Origin of the sequence: Acinetobacter sp. A47 (assembly GCF_000805455.1) — a bacterium.
Taxonomy (GTDB): Bacteria; Pseudomonadota; Gammaproteobacteria; order Pseudomonadales; family Moraxellaceae; genus Acinetobacter.
On the sequence record NZ_JSUS01000032.1, the window covers coordinates 516,153 to 535,850 of the forward strand.

Consider the following 19,698-nt stretch of genomic DNA (forward strand, 5'->3'; position numbering starts at 1 on the left):
TTAAACAATAAAAACAAATGGTTATTTAATTGAAATCATTTTTTGGGTGCAAATAATGCTAAACTTAAACTGCTTGCTTATGCCATGCGGGCAAGCCGGGAAACCGCAAGCCAGACGATAGCGCAAGGAACGAGTTACACAAATCCCATGAACGAATTGGGTGAATTCGGTTTAAAATGTAAAAAAACCAAAATACGCTAAATTTTGTCATATTTTAACATTGCCAATTCCTTGCAAAGTTTTCATTATATGCACCATGCTTGGTATGCAACTTTCTTCATCAATTAAAAGAAATTATAAAAAAATTGCGGAATTTTATGCCATAATAAGCAAACTTTGCAGACATCTTGCAAAAAATATTTGCAGTTTTAGAATTGGAGCAGGCTGAATGAGCTCAACCATTTTGGTGATTCACGGACCGAATTTGAACTTGCTAGGAAAGCGCGAACCAGAAGTTTATGGTTATCTCACCTTGGACGATATTAACCGGCAACTCGCCGCTCAGGCTAAACATGCATCATTTACACTAGATACTTTTCAAAGCAACTGGGAAGGCGCGATTGTTGACCGCATTCATCAGGCACAAGCTGAAGGCGTAAAATTCATCATTATCAACCCTGCTGCCCTGACCCATACTTCCGTTGCCCTACGCGATGCCCTGCTGGGTGTTGCCATCCCGTTTATTGAGGTTCACCTGTCAAATGTTCACGCACGTGAAGCGTTTCGTCATCACTCATATTTATCAGATAAAGCCATTGGCGTGATTTGTGGCTTAGGTGCCAAGGGTTATTCCTTCGCACTCGATTACGCTATCGAAAAAATTCAATCTTCTAACTAATTTCAAACACATTAGGAATGCTGACTCATGGATATCCGTAAAATCAAGAAACTCATCGACTTGATGATTGAATCTGACTTACAGGCGATTGAAGTTAAGGAAGGTGACCAGTCCATCTCTTTAACCCGTCCTACCCCTGTATATGCGGCAGCTCCAGTCGCAGCAGCGCCGGCAGCTCCTGCTCCAGCGGCTCCTGCAGCAAAAACACCTCGCGGTGCAGTCGAAACCTCACCAATGGTAGGCGTGTTCTATGCCGCACCAAGTCCGGGTGAAGCACCATTTGTAAATGTAGGCCAAACCGTTTCTGCGGGTGAAACTTTAGGCATCATCGAAGCCATGAAAATCATGAACCCGATTGAAGCAACAAAGAGCGGTGTCATTGAAGAAATTTTAGTGAAAAACGGTGAAGTGATCCAGTTTGGTCAACCACTTTTCCGCTACCGTGCGTAATCAGTTTGGGGATTCCTATGTTGCAAAAAGTACTAATTGCAAACCGTGGTGAAATCGCTTTACGAATTACTCGGGCTTGTAAAACTCTTGGCATTAAAACCGTGGGCATCTATTCAGATGCCGACAAAGACTTGATGCACTTACGCTTTGTTGATGAAGCCGTATGTATTGGGCCAGGTACCACAAGTGAAAGCTATTTAAATATTCCTGCGATTATTACTGCTGCAGAAATTACGGGTGCAGATGCCATCCATCCGGGTTATGGCTTCTTGTCTGAAAATGCTGAATTTGCTGAAATTGTAGAAAGCTCTGGCTTTATTTTCATCGGCCCTCGCCCTGAACATATCCGTCTGATGGGCAATAAGGTTTCTGCCATTATTGCCATGAAAAAAGCCGGTGTTCCAACCGTACCGGGTTGCGATCATGCCGTTACAATCCACAATGCCCTTGCAGAAGCAAAAGAGATCGGTTTTCCGCTGATTGTCAAAGCTGCTGCCGGTGGTGGTGGTCGCGGCATGCGTATTGTAGAGCGTGTTGACACCCTGCTTGAATCGGTTCAGGCAGCGCAGCGTGATGCTGAAATGTGGTTTGGTGACGATACCGTTTATATGGAACGTTTCTTGCAGAAACCTCGCCATGTCGAAGTACAGGTTCTGGGAGACGGTAATGGTCATGCCATTCATTTATATGACCGTGACTGTTCTTTACAGCGCCGCCATCAGAAAGTACTGGAAGAAGCACCAGCACCGAACCTGCCAGAACAGGCACGCGCAGACATTTTAGAAGCGTGTGTCAATGCCTGTAAATTAATGCAGTATCGTGGTGCGGGTACTTTTGAGTTCCTGTTTGAAGATGGTGAATTTTTCTTTATCGAGATGAATACACGTGTTCAGGTCGAGCATCCGGTAACTGAAATGGTGACAGGTGTCGACATTATTGAACAGCAACTTCGTATTGCCGCAGGTCTGGGTCTGGAACTGGAACAAGAGCAAATCGAGGTAAAAGGCCATGCGATCGAATGTCGTATCAATGCCGAAGACCCGACTACGTTCCTGCCTTCACCGGGCAAGATTGAAAGCTTCTATGCACCAGGTGGTGCAGGTATCCGCCTCGATTCGCATATCTATCAAGGCTATAGCATCCCGCCATACTATGACTCGATGATTGCAAAATTGATTGCTCATGGTAAGGATCGCGAAACATCATTGGCCCGTATGCGTCAGGCCTTAGATGAAATGATTTTGACAGGGATTAAAACCAATATTCCGTTGCATAAAGACCTTATCCTGCAAGATAAGAATTTCTGTGAACAGGCAATGGATATTCATTATCTCGAGAAGCATTTGCTCAAACAGCTAGAACCGCAAGCTGAAAAAGCCTAATTAAAAAAGCCTCTTCACTGAAGAGGCTTTTTTATTTTCATCTGTTTTAAGGTAATACACGGCGCAACGTCGCAAAGCATTTATCACCTTTTTCATTGGCACAAAAATCGATGGTGTGGTCATTGGACCATTTGACAAAATACTGGGACACCTCTCCGGTCTGGTCCTGTGCCTGACCGGAACAGTCTTTTTCATTATTGTCATACTTGATCTGCAAGATCAGCGCCGGTAAACGCTCTTTATGATCTTCCGAAGGTTGGTAATCATATAAGCCGTATGACCATTCCTGACCACTCTTAATGACCACATCACTTGAACCACGAAAATTATAGTATTCCACACATTTTTTATTATTCGGGATTTCCATTCCCCATAAGCCCATAATCTCGGGACGTGTCGTTACACGAATCGCATTCGCCTTAGTCACCTGCTGAGGCGCTGGCGCGGCCTTGTTATTTACGACCGTCTCTGCCATAGTCCATGTTGAGCAAGCCCATAATAATCCAATAATATAAATATTTTTCATAGATTTAATTAAGTCGTCATCTAAAACGGTGCATGCGCTTAAATTAGCATATTTTTGATTAAAAACATGCATTCATAACCATATAGACACAATATTTTTGGCATGTAATTTTATTGATTGTTCTGTTATTTTTTCAGGTATTCTATTTTACCAATTATATTTATTTTGACTTTATAAAAATTTAGCTGCAGGGATCAAAAGCCATGAAATTTTCTGAATATGTACAATATGATGGTCTTGGACTGGCCCAGTTAGTCAAAACCAAACAAATTCATGCTGCCGAACTCCTGGAAACCGCACTACAACGCACCCAGCAGGTCAATCCCAAACTCAATGCGGTCATTATTCCCATGTATGAACAGGCCAGACAACGTGCCAGTCAAGAACGTTCTGGCGCATTTGCAGGGGTTCCGTTTCTGGTAAAAGACCTGTTTCAGGAATACCAGGGCATCCCGACCTCCTATGGCAGTCATGCGCTGAAAAAACGCAATTATATTCCAGACTTTAATGCAGAAATTGTCAATCGCTGGGAAAAAACCGGAATTGTTACCTTTGGTCGTACCAACACCCCGGAGTTTGGCATTAAAGGCATTACCGAACCCGAAGCTTGGGGGCCGTGCCATAATCCATGGAATTTAAAACATAATAGCGGAGGTTCATCTGGTGGCTCAGCCTCTGCGGTGGCGGCAGGCCTAGTTCCGATAGCCGGTGCTGGCGATGGCGGAGGTTCGATCCGTATTCCAGCCTCCTATTGTGGTTTATTTGGCCTGAAACCTAGTCGTGGACGTACGCCTTGGGGGCCACAATTCAGTGAAGCGATGCACGGCGCAGCCATGCAGCATGTATTGAGCAAAACCGTACGAGACAGTGCAGCCATGCTTGATGCCGAGCAAGGCCCCGAACAAACCTCACTATTTAGAATTGAAGCGCCTGCACAGGCATACTCCGAGATCATTCAACAGCCGCCTAAAAAACTCAGAATCGCGTTTAATACCCGCTCCCCGATTGGCACCAAAGTCTCTCAAGATGCCATTCAGGCGGTGCAACAAACGGCGAAACTACTGGAATCATTAGGGCATATCGTGGTAGAAGATGCCCCTAAAATAGATGGTCTGGCCTTGGCAAAAGACTTCGTGACTACATGGTTTAGCCAGTTTTCTTATATGCAGGCACAGATCAAACAGCAATATGGAGCAACCGATCAGGATTTTGAACTGGATTCGGTCGCATTGGCCGCTTTCGGAGCCAAAACCACAGCTACGCAATATATTCATACCCTTGATAATTGGGGCCTCTATACCACTCAGATGAATATTTTCTTTGAACAATATGACCTGTATCTTACCCCTAGCACCGCTTCAGTGGCGCCAAAGAACGGTGAAGTTGCAACCCCAGCCTGGCAGAAACCGATATTGAAAGGCTTGTTAAAGCTGGGCAAAGCGTATTATCTCGCTCAAGGTAAACTGGTGGAAAAAATGGTACAGGACAATTTAAGCTGGGTACCATTTACCCAGCTGGCCAATGTCACAGGCTTGCCTGCCATGTCGGTTCCCCTGTACTGGAATAAAAACGGCCTGCCTTTGGGTAGCCAGTTTATTGCGCCGTCTGGACGGGAAGACCGTTTACTGCAACTGGCGGCACAACTGGAACAGGCTCAACCGTGGTTGCCACGCTATACGCATATTCAAGTTTAGTTTAACTGCGGGCTGCTGCTTCAACCCGATTCGGCAACCATACCACCAATAACAGCCCCAGCAAGACCACCACACTGGCACAGAAAAAGATGGTCATGCCTGAAAGCATCTGCCAGTAATGCCCTGCCAATAAACTGCCAGATGCCACACCTAAGCCCCACATGGTGCTATACAATGCCTGACCACGGCCTTGTTGCTCCGCTGAAAAGTACTGAAAAATGACTTTCATGGCAATCAGGTGAAATAACCCGAAACTAAAGGCATGTAAGCTTTGTGCAAGTAACTGCCCCAAATAGTAGTTTTTCAGGCTTCCTACCAGCAACCAGCGTAAACTGGTTAAGAGTAAACAGATCATCACCAGTGTCCGCCAGGAAAACCGGATAAAAAAGACCTTTTGTGCGACCGCAAACATGATGATCTCGGCAATGACGCCCATGGCCCATAAACTGCCGATCTGGGTGGTGCTATAACCGGTTTCTTTCAGAAAGTTGCTATAAAAACTATAAAATGGCGCCAGTGAAAACAGCAGAATAAATTCAATGCCAAAGAAAGCAGCAACAGCCGGTTTTTTCAGTACCGGCCATAATGGCTGTAATTTTTTCTGAGAACTGGGTGCATGCACAGGTTCTTTAATAGTGAATGACCATAAGAAAGTCAGAAAAGAAACCGACAATAATAAAATGGGCAGCATGGCAACCGGAACAATTTCCAGTAATGCTCCAATCACAAATACCCCGACAATAAACCCGACCGAGCCCCACTTCCGCACTTTGCCATAGAGCTCGGCACGTTTTTCACCCAGCCAGAATAAGGTCACCCCCTCAAACTGCGCCAGAATGGCATTTTGAAAAAAGCTAAAAATCAGCATTAGCAAAGCCACCGATTGAAAGCTGTTTGGAATCACAAATATGGCGAACCAGATACAGGCTTCCATCCATGTTGCAATACGGACCAGAAGCATTCTTTTGCCTGATTTATCGGCAATCCAGCCCCAGATCAGCGGCGCAAAGAAACGGGTAATAATCGCAATTGAAGAAAGAATCCCGATCTCTTGATAGTTGAAACCCTGATCTTGCAGATACAGGTTCCAGTACGGCATGAAGGTCCCGACAATGGAATAATAAAACAGGTAGAAACCTGACAACCGGGCATGAATCGTAAGTGATGGCATTGAACGAGGCACTAGAGAAAAGATATGGCCGATAAACAATAAAAAATGTTTTTATTTTTGATAGGCCGGTGAAATATATGATACCTCGAAAGCAGACGGGTCTACTATCAATTCATCCGGATTCTTGCATCCATACCACCTATTACATCAGCACAGCTTCGCCCGATAGCTTTGTTTTAAATTTTAGTCATACCTTTCAATAGCTTGGTTATTTATTTTAAAAACCCAGACAAAAATAAAATATCTTCCTATTTACCGCTTAAATTATATCGTATACGATATTCAAAACAACTAAAGTGATATCGTTAAGGAAAACATGATGTCAGGACAATTCAAGAAACAACTCTCGCTCATGGATCTGACCTTTATTGGCTTAGGTGCCATTTTTGGTTCAGGATGGCTATTCTCTGCAAGCCACGTTGCAGCACAGGCAGGGCCCGCCGGTATTATTTCCTGGCTGATTGGCGGCTTTGCAGTACTGATTTTGGGAATTATCTATTGTGAACTTGGTGCAGCCCTGCCTAGGGCTGGCGGGATTATCCGCTATCCGGTATTTACCCATGGGCCTTTGCAAGGCTATTTGCTCGGTTCTATCACTGTGATTGCTTTTTCCAGCCTGATCGCCATTGAAGTCGTAGCAGCCCGTGAATATGCAGCAGCCTGGTTTCCGTCACTGACCGTTATCCATGAGGGCGTGCGCTCTCCCAGTGTGATCGGCTGGTTATTCCAGTTCGCCCTGTTATGCTTCTTCTTCGCCCTCAATTATTTCAGCGTCAAAACTTTCGCTGTCGCCAACAACATTATCAGCATATTGAAATTTGCCGTTCCAGTTTTGGTCATCGTGGCGCTGCTTTATCATTTCAAACCTGCTAATTTCTCTGTCACCAAGTTCGCCCCTATGGGAGCACAAGGGGTACAAGGTGCTGTCTCAGCAGGCGGGATTATTTTCGCCTATCTGGGTTTAACCCCGATCATTTCGGTTGCAAGCGAGGTAAAACGCCCACAATTTACCATTCCATTTGCGTTAATTTTATCCGTTGTTCTGGCTACAGTGATTTATGTGGTATTGCAGGTTGCCTTTCTGGGGGCTGTACCCACTGAAATGCTGGCAAATGGCTGGCAAGGTCTGAGTAACCAGTTTCCGCTTCCTTATCGTGATATTGCCATGTTGCTGGGTTTAGGGTGGTTGGCCATGCTGGTCGTATCCGATGCAATCATCTCGCCTTCGGGTTGTGGAAATATTTACATGGCAGCCACACCACGGGTCATTTATGCTTGGTCAAATAGTAATACGTTTTTCCGTATTTTTACCCGTGTTGATCCAAAATCCGGAATTCCGCGTTATGCACTCTGGCTTACTTTTGCCTTATCCCTGTTTTGGACCATGCCATTTCCGTCTTGGGAAAAGCTGATCTCTGTGGTCTCGGCTGCACTGGTTTTAAGCTATGCCATTGCCCCGATTACAGTAGGCGCTTTACGCCGTAATGCACCAGATTTACCCCGCCCGTTTTTTGTCAAAGGCTTTGGTTTGCTTGGCCCTGTCTCTTTCATCATTGCATCATTTATTGTGTATTGGTCTGGCTGGAATGTGATTTCCTGGCTTCTGGGCTCACAACTGGTCCTTTTTATTCTCTACGTTCTCTTTAAGCGTTATGTCCCGACACATGAAGTCAGCTTTGCTCAACAGGTGAAATCATCAGGCTGGCTGATTGGCTATTACATCTTCATGATTATTGCCTCTTACTTAGGAAGCTTTGGCGAAGGTGCTTCACATTTACTTCCAGCCCCTCTGGATACCTTACTGGTCATGCTAATAGCTATTGCCTGTTATTACTGGGGTATTCGTTCAGGTTTACCTAAAGCCATGATTAAAGAAGACCATGAGGCTTAATGCAGATGATAGCCCAATAAAAACTTTTGATGAGGGACAGGCTTGCTGTTAGTACACGGCGATCCCCCTTACTCCCTATTTTCAAGCAGGTATCGATCAACATAAATAACGCTTTCTTCTGGCTTTATTCAAAGAGCAAGCGTTTATTTATTTCCATTAGATGAGGAAGAATATGGTTAATATTTCTGGTCAGAACTTTATTGCAGGACAGCGCTCAGGTGCAGGCGATAAAGTGGTTTATAGTTATGATGCAACTACGGGTGATGCCTTAGGCTATCGGTTTGCCCAGGCAACAGAGGAAGAAATTAATCAGGCGGTACAGGCAGCCTCAATTGCACATGCCGTGTTTAAACAGACGTCTCCCCACCAACGTGCCATCTTGCTGGAAAGCATTGCCAGTGAAATAGATGCACTTGACGATCAGTTTATCATGACCGTATGTCAGGAAACTGCCTTACCTGAAGCACGTATTCGTGGCGAACGTGGCCGTACCACAGGCCAGTTGCGTTTATTTGCTCAGGTTTTACGACGCGGTGATTATCTGGGAGCACGTATTGATCCGGCTATACCTGATCGTCAGCCTTTGCCTCGCCCGGATTTACGTCAATATAAAATAGGCATCGGCCCTGTCGCCGTATTTGGAGCGAGTAATTTTCCACTGGCCTTTTCTACAGCGGGTGGAGATACGGCTTCAGCTCTTGCTGCGGGCTGTCCTGTGATTGTTAAAGCGCATAGCGGTCACATGGCCACTGCCGAATATATTGCCCACGCCATTACCACGGCAATAGCCAAATGTGCTTTACCGGCCGGTATATTTAGCATGATTTATGGACAAGGTGTGGGTGAACCACTGGTCAAGCATCCATTGATTAAGGCTGTCGGTTTTACCGGTTCTTTAAAAGGGGGACGTGCCTTATGTGATCTTGCAGCAGCTCGCCCTGAACCTATTCCGGTATTTGCCGAGATGTCGAGTATCAACCCGATGGTGCTACTCCCCGAGGCATTAAAAATCCGGGGAGATACGATTGCAGCCGAACTAAGTGCTTCTGTCGTACTGGGCTGTGGTCAATTTTGTACAAACCCGGGGCTAATCCTAGGTATAAAATCACCTGAATTTAGCCAGTTCCTGGTTCGATTCACAGCGCAGATGGCACAACAACCACCCCAAACCATGTTGAATAAAGGGACGCTAAAGAGCTATCAGCAGGCTTTGCAAGAATTGTTAGCCCATCCAGAGATTCAGCATTTAGCTGGCCAGCCACAACAGGGCAATCAGGCCCAGCCACAACTGTTTAAAGCAGATGTCTCCCTGTTACTCAAACAGGATGAATTGCTGCAAGAAGAGGTATTTGGCCCAGCAACAATCGTGATTGAAGTTGAAAATGCCCAGCAACTTACACTTGCCTTGAGCTGCCTTCGCGGTCAGCTTACAGCATCCTTAATTGCTGAGCCTCAGGATTTCAGGGATTTCCCGGCACTGATTCCGCTACTGGAAGAAAAAGCAGGCCGCCTGCTCTTAAACGGATATCCAACCGGTGTCGAGGTATGTGATGCAATGGTTCATGGTGGGCCATATCCTGCGACTTCAGATGCGCGAGGGACTTCAGTCGGCACTTTGGCAATTGAACGTTATCTTCGTCCCGTCTGTTATCAGAACTACCCAGACGAGCTACTTCCCCCTGCACTTCAAAATGCCAATCCGCTTGGTATTTACCGGTTGGTGAACGGCGAGCTGACACAGGCTGCACTTTAAGTATTTTTCAGGGGTCCATCCTGATGGTGGACTCCTTTTTTATGCCTGCCAGAAATTTCAGCTAGCAATCGTCCATGCTCCCCAACCTCTATAACAACAACCAGCTATCCAAATAAAAAAAGTAAGCCAAACAAGCTTTTTTCTCAAAATAAAATTGTATAAACAAGGATCTATCTATGACAACTTTAAAAAGAGTCGTCGCGGCCTCTATGGTCGGTTCCGTTGCAGAATGGTATGAATTTTTCCTCTATGGTACAGCTTCGGCACTGGTCTTTGGCGAATTGTTTTTTCAACAGACAGGCAGCGCCATTGATGGTATTTTGGCTGCCTTTGCCTTATATGCTGTTGGCTTTCTGGCCAGACCAATTGGCGGTTTGGTATTCGGTCATTATGGAGATAAATTTGGCCGGAAAAAACTGTTACAGATCAGCCTGATCATTGTGGGTATTAGCACTTTTTTAATGGGCTGTATTCCAGCCTTCGATCAGATCGGCTATTGGGCGCCCACTCTACTTGTGACATTACGCCTGATTCAGGGCTTTGCGTTTGGTGGAGAATGGGGCGGCGCAGTTATTCTGGTGTCCGAGCATAGCCCGGATGATCGTCGGGGCTATTGGGCCAGCTGGCCACAAACCGGAGTGCCCTTGGGTAATCTGGTTGCCACATTAGTACTGTTACTTCTTTCTCATCACCTGTCACCGGAACAATTCCTGAACTGGGGCTGGCGCTGTGCCTTCTGGTTCTCGGCAGTGGTGGTACTCATCGGCTTATGGATTCGGAAAAATGTTGATGATGCCGAGGTATTTAAACAGGCACAAGCCAGACAGCAACAACTCAGGCACCAGCAAGCGGGCATTATTGAAGTCTTAAAAGACCACAAGAAAGCAGTGGTCGCAGGCATTGGCGCCCGCTTTGCTGAAAATATCCTCTACTATATGGTGGTAACCTTTTCAATCAGTTACCTAAAACTGGTGGTTCATAAAGATACATCACAGATTTTACGCCTGATGTTTGCGGCCCATCTGATTCATTTTTTCATTATTCCCCTGATGGGACATTTAAGTGATGTTTACGGACGAAAACCGATTTATCTGGTTGGTGCGATCCTGACTGCATTTTGGGGCTTTATTGGTTTTCCGTTAATGGATACCGGTAATGACTGGCTGATCATGCTGGCAATTGTGCTGGGTCTTTTGATTGAGTCGATGACCTATTCTCCTTATTCTGCGCTTATGACAGAACTGTTCCCGACCCATATTCGTTATACGGCGCTCTCTTTTTGCTATCAGGTTGCACCCATTATGGCCGGTTCTCTCGCTCCACTGATTGCCTTGAGTTTATTAAAACAGTTTAATAGCTCGATCCCGATTTCACTTTATCTGGTGGCTGCCAGCCTGATTTCCATCATTTCAATTTTGTTGATCAAAGAGACCCGAGGCAGATCATTGGCCTTCTACGACAAATCCTCTTCTCGCTAACCCTATCTATAAAAAAGGCCATCTGTATGAACTGGCCTTTTTTAGCTTTGGCTTCTGAAAAAAACGGCTTTTCTTTAATTACCCATTTCTGTCTCATAACGTTTAAATCAGTATTTAAGCTCCATGAACACGCCATGAAACTTACTAATATAAGCTTATGTCATTACATTGTAATTTCTTTAGCATAACACATCCACCCCTAACCGGTTAGTTATCAACTGGTTCGAGATATCTCCAAAAAAAAAAGAGAGTCTAAATGAATCACTCTCTTTTTTACTTGCCTGAAAAATAACTTTGTACCGTTTGCTAACTTGCCCGACTCGGATTTTTTGATGAAAGCAGAGGAAATAATAAAATTGCAGAAGCCAGCGTTGCAATAATCATGGTCATAAAGAAACCGTTCCAGCCCAGCCATTCAATAATTTTTGCAAGCGGATAACCGGACAAGGCTGCCCCCAGATAGCCAAATAACCCGACAAAACCGGTTGCGGCCCCTGCTGAGTCTTTATGCGCAGCTTCGGCAGCTGACATCCCGATCAGCATTTGCGGACCAAAAATAAAGAAACCAAGAAAGAAAAAACAACCTGCCGTCAAGGCATAACCGATATTAGGAAAAAACCATAAAATTGCAGCGGCAATGCCTATCCCGATCATAAAAATAATGTTCATTGGTGTCCGGTTCCCCTTAAACAAGACATCAGACCCCCAGCCTGCCACAATTGTGCCCATGAAACCGCCAATTTCCAGAAAGGTTAATGCCGAGTTGGCCTTGACCAGTCCCCAGCCATATTCCTTAACCAGATACAGGTTAGCCCAATCGTTTAACCCGGTCCGTACGATATAAACCAGAACATAGGACATGGCCAGTAACCAGATATATTTATTGGTAAAGATATACGTCACCAGAATATCCCAGACCTTCATTTTTTTACTTCTGGCTTCTTGTGCAAGTTCTGACGCATCATGCCGCCATTCTCCCACTGTAGGTAGCCCCAGGCTCGCAGGTTTATCTCTTAGACGTAAACAGACAATACTTCCCATAATTATTGCAATAATGCCCGGAACATACATGCCATAACGCCATCCAAAATGAACCGCCAGCCCTCCGGCCAGTAGCGGTATTAATGCACCGCCAACGTTATGGGAGGTATTGCATAATGCCCACCAGAAACCACGCTCATTACGTGAATACCAGGTAGTTAAACTTTTAGAACATGGCGGCCAGCCCCATCCCTGAAAAAAGGCATTAAAAATCCAGATTATGGCAAAAATCCACAAGGTCGAACTCATGCCGAAAACAATATTTAGCACCCCTGTTACAATCAGTCCCACACCCATAAAGTAGCGTGGATTGGCAGCGTCACTCATCACCCCCGATGCAAACCGGGATATTCCATAGACCAAATAAAAAGAGGTGCTTAAAATCCCGACATCGGCAAGGCTCAAGCCTAAGTCCTTGATCATCTCGGGCATGACATAGTTAAAGCTTTTTCTGGTCAGGTAGAATGTTGAATAGCCCAGATACAAGGCAATCATCACATGGATACGCCAATATTTATATAATGCATCAATGTGGTTTTTATCCGTTATCACAGGCTGAGCCGGAGCGCTTTTCATCCAGGAAAACATATACATCTCCATATTATTTTATTTGCGGGGTTATCTGTCCCGTTGCATGTTTTTGTTATGCACCAGCTTTATATTTTTTTAGAAACTGAATGGCCTGTTCATGTAACTCCCGGGTCGCTGCTGCAACAACCGTTTTTCCGGAATGGATGGTTAATGGCGCCCCATCCCAGTCGGAAATGCATCCGCCCGCTCCTTCAATGACCGGAACCAGGGCACAATAATCCACTTCACGCATACCGCCACTATCAATACTCAGATCAATTTTTCCTGTTGCCAGACAGGCATAGGCATAACAGGCAGCCCCGTAGACCCGCCACTTGGTAGCGCAAAGGATGTTTTGATAGCCTGCACGATGTTCAGCCAGAACAGGCTCGGTATTACTTGAAGACATCAGTGCAGTTTCAAGCGATGTACAGTTGCGGGTCGCAATCTCACGACCATTGAGCGTACTTTGCTGTCCCTTGACACCAACCCAGCGCTCGCAAACAGCAGGATGCTCGATAATTCCCAGAACCGGCACACCGTGATGACATAATGCAATCAGGGTTCCAAAAGTTGGAAAACCCGAAATAAACTGCTTGGTGCCGTCAATCGGGTCAACCACCCAGACAAATTCAGCCTGATGGTTTTCTCCTCCGTATTCTTCTCCCAGAATGTCATGATCAGGGTAAAATTTTTCGATGATTTTCCTGATCTCCCGTTCAACATATTGATCGACCTCGGTTACCGGGCTTTCATCTTCTTTGGTTTCAAACAAAATATGCTGGTAGCGAAAATTCTGGCGATGTTGATTCAATATGTAGCGGGCGCGGTCTGCTGCCATATGTGCCGTATCTAGAAAAATTGAGTAATCCATAACACCTTCTCCTTGAGGTTTAATCTTAGTTATTGTTCTGTATAGGAAAAATCATTCCTGTTTGAACATTTTCCGTTTATTTCTAAAAATGGGAATTCATTTTGACAAAAGAATATCGTATACGATATTCTTTATCAAGCAAAATGCTCTAGCCCTAGATTGCTTTTGTTTATCAATAATTATTTTCAATAAAAGCTGGACACCAGTGATGGTGAAGGATCGGCAATACACATACTCAGGACAGGTATATGATTTTTTTATTTAAAAGAACAACAATTTGCACAACAGTACTGACTCGGCAAATACTGATTATTTTAGGTACGGCTCTGCCACTCGTTGGCCATGCAACCAGTCAGGAAAGCGCCCAACAAATCGAGCAGCTCCGTCTTGAAGTTAATGCGCTTAAAGCCTTAGTTCAACAGTACTCTCAAGCCGGCGTTAAACCGGATACATCAGGTCAGGCAGCTCCGGTTCCGGGTACAGACACAGGGCAGCCTGCGTCAAAATCCCTTAAGTTAACTACCCGATCTGGTGCAGAGTTTCAGTTATACGGCTTTATCCGGGGTGATTCGTCTTATCAGTTCAAGGGTGGAAACGGGATTTTTAACCGTATCCATAAGGTCGATCTAAATGGTCAGGAAGTCCATAAAGACCGCTTCTATAATACGGTAACGACCACCCGCTTTGGTCTGGACTTTAAAACACCGCTAGAAGGACAGCAAATTGGCGGTAAACTCGAAGTTGATTTTCGTGGAGGTGCCAATAATGACACCCTCCGTTTACGCCATGTCTATTTGACTTACAACAACTGGTTATTTGGACAGACCACATCGAGTTTTCTGGCAACAGATTTACAACCCGACATGCTGGATTTCGGTTCACCTTTAGGCATCGGTACTTTCCGTACTCCTCTCGTCCGTTACAACAACAGCTTTACAGCCGGCCCCGAGTATTTTATCAGCCTTGAAAAAGGCCGGGATGAAAACCGGCTTCCGGCACTCACAGGCAAACTCAAATATGATTTTGAAAATGGATCTGTTTCGACAAGGGCCATGGTTCAGCAATTACGTATTGCAGATGCCAACAATAAAAAAGAGGTGAGCTGGGGCGCTGCAATCGGGGCAAGTTATCAGGCTAGCCCGAAATTAAAGCTGATGGCGGACTATTCACATGTCAAGGGAGATGACCGCTTCCTGCTCTATACCAATAGTGCCTATCTGCTCGATAACACCAAAACCCAGGTATATTTAAATGAGTTTGACAGCTTTACTACAGGTCTCTCTTATCAGTTAACACCTAAAATTAAAGCCACCTTGGGTTACGGTGCCATGTTTGCCAACGACAATAACGGATTTGCGCAATACGACCTTGTCTCTGATCAAAACCAGAATAAGTCTTTACAGCAAGGCTGGCTCTATATGATGTATAACCCTGTGACTCCCGTGACTTTTGGACTTGAATATATCTATGGAGAACGAAAAACCTTCAATAATCAAAAAGGGATAGATAACCGGCTGGAAGCCATGGTGCGCTACAACTTTTAACAGGACGCTTCCTGACACATATAAAATAATCCTAACCCTGTTAGGGTTATTTTATTGCGCCTGTTTTATATGTCCCTCTGAACAGACTCGGAGACATACCTGTATGCAGCTTAAATTGACGACAAAACGCACTATGGTCTGTATAGCCACAACGCAGACCAATTTCAGTAATGGCCAAATCTGTAGCCAGAAGTTCTGTAGCCACTTGCAAACGGATTTTACTGATCATCTGTCTTGGGGTTAAATGGTAAATCTTTTTGCAGTAGCGCTCTAACTGGGCCACCGATACGCCTGCAATTGCAGTCAGGTGAGCCAGGGTTATCGTTTCGGCATAATTTTTCTTGATATATTCTTCCACCTGCACCATTTTATAAAAAGCTGGATGCGTATTTTCCGGTACATTCAGGTCATTGGAAATTCCGGCTATGCCGACAAGATGACCGTCTTTATCAAATAACGGTTCTTTATAGGTGAGGCACCATCCCGACTGGTTCTTTGCATATAAATGTAGTTCTAGCTGTTCAGCAAGTTTTTTGCCTCGCCGAATCACCTGTCGATCTTGCGAGGTATATATTTTTCCAAGCGCATGTGGAAAAACTTCTTCCGACGTTTTTCCCAGCAATGCAGATTTGTCTTTTAGACCACAGCGGTTTACCAGGGTCTGGTTGACATACACATAACGTGCCTCGGCATTTTTAATAAAAAAAACCACTGAAGACAAAGCATCGAATAAAGGTTCTATACTTTCCAGATTCTTTAAGAAATCTTCCAGGGTTGAAGTAAGTTGCGGAAGGTGAACCAGAGACATGAGCTAGAGTAGAACCAAAATAATCACGGTTCTACTCTAGAGCATTTTATTTTTGTTTTAAAGAAGTTACAGCCATCGACATTAAGCTTTTTACACGGGTGGGCAATAACGGGGGTCTGGCGTCGGGTAATTTCCAGCCAAATAAACAGGCTGCTGCTGTAGCGCAGGTACTGCCCTGGCAGGCTCCCATCCCGCAACGCGTATGCAATTTTGCATCGACCCAGTTTTCCCGCCCGGCAACCTGATCAAAGGTTACATCTTCACAGCGACAAAACACCGTTTCAGGACGTGCCAGTGTTTTCAATTCATGGCGTAACCGGAAACTTTGAGCAAGTAATCTGGCAAATATTTGATAACGCTGTCTTTGTGCAAATAATTGTCTGGCTTTTTCATATGCAGCAATCGCGGCATAGCCGGCAATTTCTCCCTCAACCATTGCAAGTTCACTGCCGCCAAAACCGGTACACTCACCGGCAGCAAAAATGTGGGGCTGAGAACTGCGCTGGTATTGATCAACCATAATGGCATTGTCCTTGATCTGGCATCCCATGAGCTGCCCCAATTGAACATTGGGTACCAGACCAAAACCACAGGCCAGCCGATCACACTCCACTTCAATAATACCTTTAGCCGTCTGCAAACGGACACCTTCCAGCCGTTCCTGTCCAAACGCTTCTATCACATAACTGTCAGGTTGATAGAGGCGGTAAGGTAAAGACAGGGCCTGCATGATTTTTGCAGGCCAACGCCATAGTTGAAAGGCAAACCTGTATACGGCTGAATGGCTGGCCTGCTCCGCGACATGTAGCACTTGAGCCCCGGCCTTTTGAGCCGTATCGGCACTGGCCAGTAACAGAGGGCCTGATCCGGCAATGACAATACGTTCATTTGCTACAGGTGTACCAGCCTTGATCAACGCTTGCAAACCGCCAGCACCTGTTACCCCGGGCAAAGTCCAGCCGGGAAATGGTAAAAACAGTTCTCTTGCTCCACTACATATAATCAGTTGCTTATAGCTTAGGTTCAGGCTGTCATTTGTACGCTCAACCAGTAATTGCCCTGCAAAAGGGGCTGCTACAATCTTGGCGCCAAACAGACATTCAATATGCGGGCTTGCCTGAATCTGCCTGTATTTCTGCCGGGCTGTTTCTGGGACAGGAAAAACCGGTCCAGCCCGCCAGATCTGGCCACCCGCCTGAGGATTATTATCCAGTATCAAGATACTTTGACCACTTTCTGCTGCTGCAATTGCTGCAGATAAGCCGGCCGGGCCTGCACCAATAATCACAATGTCATATTCTGTTTTCATTATTGTGTTTCCACCTGCATACCTTGCTGACACAATGTTTGACAAGCCAGTACGCGGAGTCCGTTAATCTTGACACGGCATTCCTGACAGACACCCATCCCACAAAAAGCAGTACGTTGCTCCCCCCGAACAGATCGACGGCTATAGATTTTCGCCTGGGCCAAGGCTGCAGCGACAGTCATCCCATCCATGACCGACATGGTTTTTCCGTTAATAACAAGCTGGATCATTTATACAGCTCCCAAAAAACGATCTGGTAAAAAAGGTTCTGGATCTATGCCGAAAGGCATCCCGCATAAATGTGACGCAATCAGCTTTGCCGTACCTGTAGCCGTCGTGACACCAAGTCCCTCATGCCCCACCGCCAGATACACGGACTGAAAAGCAGGATGTCGCCCGATCACAGGAATACCGTCTGGCGTTGCGGCCCGAAAACCGGTCCATGCCCGGATAATGTTCAGGTCGGCCAGCGCCGGAAAATAATCCACGGCCTCTTTGAGTACCCGGGTGAGAACCTCCGGCTCAACCATAGGATCTACCGTATTAAATTGTCGCGATGAACCAATAAATAGTTGCCCTGACGGCCTAGGCTGGATGTTGCAGGCAACTGAGAGCCCGCTGGTGGCTTGTGTACTTGCCGCATAGGCCAGAGCCACAAGGGTATGCTGAACTTCTATTTCCGGGTAACGTTCAGTAATTGCCAAGTGTCCCTTTTTGGGTTCGATCGGCAAACCGGGAAAGAAATCTGTTGCATGAATCCCGTTTGCCAGAATGATATGGCTTGCTTCCAGCCATGTTCCGTCACTGACCTGAACACGGTTTTCCTCGATCCGGGTGACTTTGCCATATTGAAGCTGGATCTTCTCTGGGTATTGCTTTAACAACCACTCGGCAACACAAGGTGCATATACGATACCATCATCAAAAACCTCCAGCCCGCCATATAAACCCTGCTTTAAATGCGGTTCCAGCTGCCTTATTTCTTCCGCACTCCGAAGTTGGCACCTGACGCCTTGAGCCTGCAACCGTTGATATTTTTCTTCGGCAACCTGCATTTCTTCCGCGCTGCTCGCCAGCCATAAAGTTGGAAGCTGACGATAGGCACATTCGGGGGAAAGCTGTTTACCCAGTGCATGCCATAACTGGACAGACCAGTGACTCAGCTGAAGCTCGGCTTCCAGATCATCCATAATCACCAGATGCCCCATACCTGCGGCAGTCGCTCCGCCGATACGTGCATCAAGTACCCGTACAGTTAAACCTTGCCGAGCAAGTTCATAGGCACATGCAGCCCCGACAATACCGGCACCAACGACAATGACATCGGTACTCATAGCTGAATACCCCAGGCAAAGGGATCATTTTCATCCATTAATAAGGTTGCCTCGGCACTCATATAGGCTTCCCCCCGAATGGTCGGAATGACATATTCTCCCGCCTGTTCATAAGAAGCAATAAACTGGCTCCCGATAATACTGGCCTGTGTCCACAAGACACCGGGTTCAAGCTTGCCATCCGCAGCCAGACAGGCGATTTTTGCACTGGTCCCGGTCCCGCACGGTGAACGGTCATAAGCTTTCCCGGGACAAAGTACAAAATTTTTACTGTCTGCATGATCATCGCTTGTAAATAATTCGATATGATCAATTTCCTGCCCGGCTTTACCAGTCACGCCCTGTGCTTTTAACGCCTGTCTCACAGCCCATGCATATTCGGTCAGCTGCTCAAGATTATCGCCCGTTACTTTTTGCCCATGCTCATTGATCAGGAAAAACCAGTTCCCTCCCCAGGCAATATCCCCCGTTACTTTTCCATACGGTTCTACTGCAATTTCAACCGCTTTCTGGTAGCGATAAGCTGGCACATTGCGGACACTTACCGAACCATCCTCATGCAAGGTTGCTTCAACATCACCGACCGGAGTTTCAATTAAATGGGTACCTACCTGAATACGACCTAAATATGCCAGAGAAGCAACCAGCCCAATGGTGCCATGTCCACACATGCCCAGATATCCCGTATTATTAAAAAAGATAACGCCGGCACTGGCCTTGGGATTAACCGGTTTACATAGCAAGGCCCCTACGAGAACATCATTGCCCCGTGGTTCCAGCATGGCTGCTCTACGAAAATGATCATATTGTTCCGACAGCACCTTACGGCGGCTTTCCATGTCGCCATCCCCCAGATCTGGAAAACCTTCAAGTACCAGTCTGGTCGGTTCGCCACCTGTATGCGAGTCCAAAATTTTTACTGTTTTCATCTGAGTATCCTTTCATTTTTTTCTAGGATGACTCAACCCGCCCCATCAATCTTGATACTTTTCGGCTTAAATGATGACGAAATCGGCATAACGTATGATGCATACC

General features: G+C 45.9%; 17 protein-coding genes. 8 read left to right on the top strand and 9 right to left on the bottom strand.

The window, feature by feature from the left end; translation table 11 throughout:
• Positions 1 to 388 precede the first annotated feature (388 nt).
• From aroQ to accC, 3 genes are read left to right on the top strand one after another with little or no spacing between them, the layout of a single operon-like run.
• Positions 389 to 838 (top strand): type II 3-dehydroquinate dehydratase, encoded by a 450-nt coding sequence (aroQ, locus tag OC23_RS08955; RefSeq protein ID WP_038344256.1) that lies wholly within the window; start codon positions 389 to 391, stop codon positions 836 to 838.
• 27 nt (positions 839 to 865) lie between these two features.
• Positions 866 to 1,288: an acetyl-CoA carboxylase biotin carboxyl carrier protein gene (gene accB, locus OC23_RS08960; RefSeq protein WP_038344257.1), complete on the top strand. Its 423-nt coding sequence runs from the start codon at positions 866 to 868 to the stop codon at positions 1,286 to 1,288.
• Positions 1,289 to 1,305: 17 nt separating this feature from the next.
• Positions 1,306 to 2,670 carry an acetyl-CoA carboxylase biotin carboxylase subunit gene (gene accC / locus OC23_RS08965; RefSeq protein ID WP_038344258.1) on the top strand — a complete coding sequence of 455 codons (1,365 nt, stop codon included), beginning with the start codon at positions 1,306 to 1,308 and terminating at the stop codon, positions 2,668 to 2,670.
• A 46-nt stretch (positions 2,671 to 2,716) separates the two neighbouring features.
• Here accC and OC23_RS08970 read toward each other — a convergent pair whose 3' ends face one another.
• Positions 2,717 to 3,196, bottom strand: a complete 480-nt coding sequence (locus OC23_RS08970) for a hypothetical protein (protein ID WP_038344402.1) — start codon at positions 3,194 to 3,196, stop codon at positions 2,717 to 2,719.
• A gap of 203 nt (positions 3,197 to 3,399) precedes the next feature.
• On the opposite strand from OC23_RS08970, the gene OC23_RS08975 reads away from it, so the two are divergent.
• Positions 3,400 to 4,890, top strand: coding sequence for an amidase (locus OC23_RS08975; protein WP_038344259.1), 1,491 nt, complete (start codon positions 3,400 to 3,402; stop codon positions 4,888 to 4,890).
• A gap of 1 nt (position 4,891) precedes the next feature.
• On the opposite strand, the gene OC23_RS08980 is transcribed toward OC23_RS08975, so the two are convergent.
• A complete protein-coding gene (locus OC23_RS08980; protein ID WP_161792270.1) occupies positions 4,892 to 6,061 on the bottom strand; it encodes an MFS transporter in 1,170 nt (389 codons plus the stop codon).
• Positions 6,062 to 6,380: 319 nt separating this feature from the next.
• Between OC23_RS08980 and OC23_RS08985 the strand changes: the two genes are divergently transcribed.
• The 3 genes from OC23_RS08985 to abaF all read left to right on the top strand — a co-directional run bounded on the left by OC23_RS08985 (position 6,381) and on the right by abaF (position 11,183).
• The gene (locus OC23_RS08985) at positions 6,381 to 7,952 is read left to right on the top strand and encodes an APC family permease (RefSeq protein ID WP_038344260.1); all 1,572 of its coding nucleotides are present in this window, start codon (positions 6,381 to 6,383) and stop codon (positions 7,950 to 7,952) included.
• A gap of 172 nt (positions 7,953 to 8,124) precedes the next feature.
• Positions 8,125 to 9,705 carry an aldehyde dehydrogenase (NADP(+)) gene (locus tag OC23_RS08990; protein ID WP_038344261.1) on the top strand — a complete coding sequence of 527 codons (1,581 nt, stop codon included), beginning with the start codon at positions 8,125 to 8,127 and terminating at the stop codon, positions 9,703 to 9,705.
• 176 nt (positions 9,706 to 9,881) lie between these two features.
• Positions 9,882 to 11,183: a fosfomycin efflux MFS transporter AbaF gene (gene abaF / locus OC23_RS08995; protein WP_038344262.1), complete on the top strand. Its 1,302-nt coding sequence runs from the start codon at positions 9,882 to 9,884 to the stop codon at positions 11,181 to 11,183.
• Positions 11,184 to 11,489: 306 nt separating this feature from the next.
• Here abaF and uhpC read toward each other — a convergent pair whose 3' ends face one another.
• Both uhpC and OC23_RS09005 read right to left on the bottom strand, forming a co-directional pair.
• Positions 11,490 to 12,812: an MFS transporter family glucose-6-phosphate receptor UhpC gene (gene uhpC / locus OC23_RS09000; RefSeq protein ID WP_038344263.1), complete on the bottom strand. Its 1,323-nt coding sequence runs from the start codon at positions 12,810 to 12,812 to the stop codon at positions 11,490 to 11,492.
• Positions 12,813 to 12,867: 55 nt separating this feature from the next.
• On the bottom strand, positions 12,868 to 13,668 hold the full coding sequence (locus tag OC23_RS09005; protein ID WP_038344264.1) for an inositol monophosphatase family protein: 801 nt from the start codon (positions 13,666 to 13,668) through the stop codon (positions 12,868 to 12,870).
• A gap of 248 nt (positions 13,669 to 13,916) precedes the next feature.
• Here OC23_RS09005 and OC23_RS09010 point away from each other — a divergent pair, with 248 nt between their 5' ends.
• Positions 13,917 to 15,212, top strand: a complete 1,296-nt coding sequence (locus OC23_RS09010; RefSeq protein ID WP_052209153.1) for a DcaP family trimeric outer membrane transporter — start codon at positions 13,917 to 13,919, stop codon at positions 15,210 to 15,212.
• Positions 15,213 to 15,258: 46 nt separating this feature from the next.
• Here OC23_RS09010 and OC23_RS09015 read toward each other — a convergent pair whose 3' ends face one another.
• From OC23_RS09015 to OC23_RS09035, 5 genes are read right to left on the bottom strand one after another with little or no spacing between them, the layout of a single operon-like run.
• The gene (locus OC23_RS09015) at positions 15,259 to 16,020 is read right to left on the bottom strand and encodes an AraC family transcriptional regulator (protein ID WP_038344265.1); all 762 of its coding nucleotides are present in this window, start codon (positions 16,018 to 16,020) and stop codon (positions 15,259 to 15,261) included.
• Between the two features lie 46 nt (positions 16,021 to 16,066).
• Complete coding sequence (locus OC23_RS09020; protein ID WP_038344266.1) at positions 16,067 to 17,329, bottom strand: FAD-dependent oxidoreductase; 1,263 nt, start codon at positions 17,327 to 17,329, stop codon at positions 16,067 to 16,069.
• On the bottom strand, positions 17,329 to 17,559 hold the full coding sequence (locus tag OC23_RS09025) for a (2Fe-2S)-binding protein (RefSeq protein WP_038344267.1): 231 nt from the start codon (positions 17,557 to 17,559) through the stop codon (positions 17,329 to 17,331). Before OC23_RS09025 ends, OC23_RS09020 begins: the two co-directional genes overlap by 1 nt.
• Positions 17,560 to 18,663 (bottom strand): NAD(P)/FAD-dependent oxidoreductase, encoded by a 1,104-nt coding sequence (locus tag OC23_RS09030; protein ID WP_038344268.1) that lies wholly within the window; start codon positions 18,661 to 18,663, stop codon positions 17,560 to 17,562.
• Positions 18,660 to 19,592 carry a 4-hydroxyproline epimerase gene (locus OC23_RS09035; RefSeq protein WP_038344269.1) on the bottom strand — a complete coding sequence of 311 codons (933 nt, stop codon included), beginning with the start codon at positions 19,590 to 19,592 and terminating at the stop codon, positions 18,660 to 18,662. Before OC23_RS09035 ends, OC23_RS09030 begins: the two co-directional genes overlap by 4 nt.
• Positions 19,593 to 19,698: the final 106 nt, after the last annotated feature.

Excerpts from the sequence above, each read along its gene's own strand:
- aroQ (WP_038344256.1), top strand. The coding sequence starts at position 389 with ATGAGCTCAACCATTTTGGTGATTCACGGACCGAATTTGAACTTGCTA.
- accB (WP_038344257.1), top strand. The coding sequence starts at position 866 with ATGGATATCCGTAAAATCAAGAAACTCATCGACTTGATGATTGAATCT.
- accC (WP_038344258.1), top strand. The coding sequence starts at position 1,306 with ATGTTGCAAAAAGTACTAATTGCAAACCGTGGTGAAATCGCTTTACGA.
- OC23_RS08970 (WP_038344402.1), bottom strand. The coding sequence starts at position 3,196 with ATGAAAAATATTTATATTATTGGATTATTATGGGCTTGCTCAACATGG.
- OC23_RS08975 (WP_038344259.1), top strand. The coding sequence starts at position 3,400 with ATGAAATTTTCTGAATATGTACAATATGATGGTCTTGGACTGGCCCAG.
- OC23_RS08980 (WP_161792270.1), bottom strand. The coding sequence starts at position 6,061 with ATGCCATCACTTACGATTCATGCCCGGTTGTCAGGTTTCTACCTGTTT.
- OC23_RS08985 (WP_038344260.1), top strand. The coding sequence starts at position 6,381 with ATGTCAGGACAATTCAAGAAACAACTCTCGCTCATGGATCTGACCTTT.
- OC23_RS08990 (WP_038344261.1), top strand. The coding sequence starts at position 8,125 with ATGGTTAATATTTCTGGTCAGAACTTTATTGCAGGACAGCGCTCAGGT.
- abaF (WP_038344262.1), top strand. The coding sequence starts at position 9,882 with ATGACAACTTTAAAAAGAGTCGTCGCGGCCTCTATGGTCGGTTCCGTT.
- uhpC (WP_038344263.1), bottom strand. The coding sequence starts at position 12,812 with ATGTTTTCCTGGATGAAAAGCGCTCCGGCTCAGCCTGTGATAACGGAT.
- OC23_RS09005 (WP_038344264.1), bottom strand. The coding sequence starts at position 13,668 with ATGGATTACTCAATTTTTCTAGATACGGCACATATGGCAGCAGACCGC.
- OC23_RS09010 (WP_052209153.1), top strand. The coding sequence starts at position 13,917 with ATGATTTTTTTATTTAAAAGAACAACAATTTGCACAACAGTACTGACT.
- OC23_RS09015 (WP_038344265.1), bottom strand. The coding sequence starts at position 16,020 with ATGTCTCTGGTTCACCTTCCGCAACTTACTTCAACCCTGGAAGATTTC.
- OC23_RS09020 (WP_038344266.1), bottom strand. The coding sequence starts at position 17,329 with ATGAAAACAGAATATGACATTGTGATTATTGGTGCAGGCCCGGCCGGC.
- OC23_RS09025 (WP_038344267.1), bottom strand. The coding sequence starts at position 17,559 with ATGATCCAGCTTGTTATTAACGGAAAAACCATGTCGGTCATGGATGGG.
- OC23_RS09030 (WP_038344268.1), bottom strand. The coding sequence starts at position 18,663 with ATGAGTACCGATGTCATTGTCGTTGGTGCCGGTATTGTCGGGGCTGCA.
- OC23_RS09035 (WP_038344269.1), bottom strand. The coding sequence starts at position 19,592 with ATGAAAACAGTAAAAATTTTGGACTCGCATACAGGTGGCGAACCGACC.